Origin of the sequence: Streptomyces niveiscabiei (genome assembly GCF_001419795.1) — a bacterium.
GTDB classification, from domain to species: domain Bacteria; phylum Actinomycetota; class Actinomycetes; order Streptomycetales; family Streptomycetaceae; genus Streptomyces; species Streptomyces niveiscabiei.
Genome location: NZ_LIRL01001181.1, coordinates 1 through 2,620 on the forward strand (window position 1 = coordinate 1; position 2,620 = coordinate 2,620).

The 2,620-nt window shown below is 68.9% G+C and carries 4 protein-coding genes; all 4 read left to right on the forward strand.

The annotated features are described in order from the left end of the window. On the forward strand, positions 1 to 941 hold a 941-nt coding region (locus tag AOK24_RS41715; protein WP_055725093.1), incomplete at its 5' end, for an SPFH domain-containing protein. Next, positions 919 to 1,470 carry a hypothetical protein gene (locus tag AOK24_RS41720; RefSeq protein WP_055725094.1) on the forward strand — a complete coding sequence of 184 codons (552 nt, stop codon included), beginning with the start codon at positions 919 to 921 and terminating at the stop codon, positions 1,468 to 1,470. The genes AOK24_RS41715 and AOK24_RS41720, both read left to right, overlap by 23 nt. 228 nt (positions 1,471 to 1,698) lie before the next feature. Further along, complete coding sequence (locus tag AOK24_RS41725) at positions 1,699 to 2,037, forward strand: WXG100 family type VII secretion target (protein ID WP_055725095.1); 339 nt, start codon at positions 1,699 to 1,701, stop codon at positions 2,035 to 2,037. Positions 2,038 to 2,072: 35 nt separating this feature from the next. Further along, on the forward strand, positions 2,073 to 2,372 hold the full coding sequence (locus tag AOK24_RS41730) for a WXG100 family type VII secretion target (protein ID WP_010358604.1): 300 nt from the start codon (positions 2,073 to 2,075) through the stop codon (positions 2,370 to 2,372). Positions 2,373 to 2,620: the final 248 nt, after the last annotated feature.

Genomic DNA, 2,620 nt, shown 5'->3' on the forward strand with positions numbered 1-2,620 from the left:
CCTCCAACCCCCCGTCCCCCGCCGACCAGAAGGCCCTCTCCGCCCTGTCGGAATACAACACGGCCCGCACGGAGATCGAACACACCGCGCAACACGCCCGCCTGGTCGCGGCGGACCAGCTCACCGCGCTGTGCGCCAAGGTCATGGAACCGGTGAGTGCCGCCGACAAGCTCACCATCGCCGACTCCCTGCGCGGCCTGTACGCCTACGACGCGGAGGACGCCCGCGCCAAGGGGCTGGCCGCCAAGGGGGAGATCGACCAGGCCAAGGCCGACGCGAAGGCGGCGAAGGACACCCTCCGGACCGAACGCAAGGCATTCCAGAGAGCGGGCCGCTCCCTCCCGGCGGACTTCCCCGCGAAGACCGCCTACAGCGACGCCATGATGAAGGTCGACTCCCTCGAAGAAGCCATCGCCCGAGCCGACCGCGGCAGCACCGCCCTCCCCTACGACCGCGTCCTCAACCTCAAACTCGGCGACGCGGCCGACGCCCTCCGCGTCGGCCGGGGCATCGCCGAACTCCCCGAGTTCCTGCGGGAGGTACCGGTCCTGGACATCGCCGCCGCGGCGGCGGTGGGGGCGCTGGAGGCGAAGGACGACCACGACGAAGGGTGGTCGTGGGAGCACGCGGCTGTCGTGGACGGGGGTGTGGCGCTCGGGGGACTGGCCGCCGGGGTGGCGGCGGTGGCCGCGGCCCCGGCGGAGGGCGCGGTCGCGGTGGCGGCGCTCGGAGTCGGTACCACCGTCATCGTGACCAACACCCTGGACCACGCCTTCCACGAACACTGGAGCGAAGACATCCACGACCACGGCGTTGTCGGCGGCCTCCTGGCCGGAACAGGGAATGTCCTGGACAAGACGGGTGATGACGTCCTGAGGTACGGGGACGACGCCCTGAGCGCGGGAAAGAGCGTGTGGCATGGCATCACGAGCATCTTTTGAGGTCCGCTCGGGCATCCCGGCTCTGCCGAAACTGGGCACCTCGTGGTACGAGCGCGGCGTGCGCTACTGGCTGTCCCGTACGCGTACGACTCTCGGGCAGCTCCTCACCCTGGCGATCCTCGTCTTCTTCTGCTTCGGCGCCTACTGGGGGTTCGTGAGGGGACTGCCCTCGACCGCACGCCTGGTGCTCGACAGCATCCAGGCGGTCGCCTCCCTCGCCGCCCTGGTCTGGGGCTGGATCCGCCAACGGCGAGACCACCGGGAGGCGCTCCTCGACCCACCCACTCCGGAGGAGACCTGGGCCGCCAAGCGCGCCCACAACCGCCGTGCCCCTCGCTTCGCCCTGTCGAGCCGTGCCCTCGTGCTCCTGGCCGTACCCCTCCTGCCGGCCGTCGCCACGTACTACGCCGGCTGGATCACAGCGTGGCTCACCGTCCGCGAATACCCCAGCGAGGTCGGCGCGAGGCGCTGGATGGCGGACGTGGGCCACCCGGAGCCGTACGCCACATCTCGACAACTTCGTAACTGAGGCAACACGAAGTTCGGTTGGCCGGGAAAACCGCAAAGACTACAGTGGGCGTCGAGTGTGCCGCACAGGCCACATGCCGTTCGGCGCCCGGTGCGACCGCGAACGGGGAACGGGGAGGGAAGGCCACCATGCCTGCCGAGAGGTCGCCGTGCCCGGGTACACCCTCGGACTCTCACGCACCTGTCATACACCAGGCCCTCAGGGCAGTTCACGAAGGGAAGTCCGCCAATGGTGGCTGGGCAGAAGCTCAATGACCAGCAAGTCATCGCGCTCGAGAAGGAAATGGTCGACCGGTACGAGTCGATCCGCGGCCAGCTGAGCCGTCTCCAGGGCACCCTGGACACCATGGAGGCCAACTGGCGCGGCATCGGCGCCAACGCCTTCAACAAGAAGCAGATCGAGATCAACGAGGGCGTCAAGAACATCGGCGACCTGCTCACCTGGTTCCTGGAGAACATCAACGAGACGCGCAAGCTCTCCGGCAAGACCGACGACGCGGTCCACGCCTCCGTGCAGAGCATCGACGTCCAGTACGGCGCGTCGAAGTCCGCCCTCAGCAGCTACTGAGCACACCCCCTCCGAAAGAGAGATGAGGAACCGGCATGGTTAACGTCCACGACGGCGAGATGGCGGTCAAGTACGGCGGCCTCGACGCGATCACCACCGAGCTGGGCGCCCAGGCGGCCAAGCTGGAGGAGGACCTCACCGCCCTCAAGTCCGCCGTCATGCGCGCAGCCGCCGGCTGGGAGGGCGAGGCCGCGAACGCCTTCGGCCAGAAGATGAAGGAGTGGGACACCAACGCGGCCAACATCCACGCCGCCCTGGTGAGCATCGGCCACAAGGTCTCGGACGCGAGCGGCGACTACCGCGGCAGCGACCTGAAGGCAGCGAGCTACTTCTAAGCAACGCCGCGACACAACGCCGCGACACAAAACCGGCACGCAGGGGTGGGCACACACGGGAGGTGCCCACCCTTCGCGCGTCCCGCCTCCCGGCGCAGGCCGAACAGCCTCTGCCGACGGCGACCAGATCGACGCCGATACCAGGACCGACGACAAAGCGACCCCGGTGCCGAACTGAGTCCGGCACCGAGGCCGCCGCCTCAAAAAGCCCCCGCCCCCGCGAGGCGTCCCCGTGAGGCCCCCTCAGT

Bases quoted from the DNA above. Each gene is read 5' to 3' on its own strand.
- AOK24_RS41720 (WP_055725094.1), top strand. From the start codon at position 919: ATGGCATCACGAGCATCTTTTGAGGTCCGCTCGGGCATCCCGGCTCTG.
- AOK24_RS41725 (WP_055725095.1), top strand. From the start codon at position 1,699: ATGGTGGCTGGGCAGAAGCTCAATGACCAGCAAGTCATCGCGCTCGAG.
- AOK24_RS41730 (WP_010358604.1), top strand. From the start codon at position 2,073: ATGGTTAACGTCCACGACGGCGAGATGGCGGTCAAGTACGGCGGCCTC.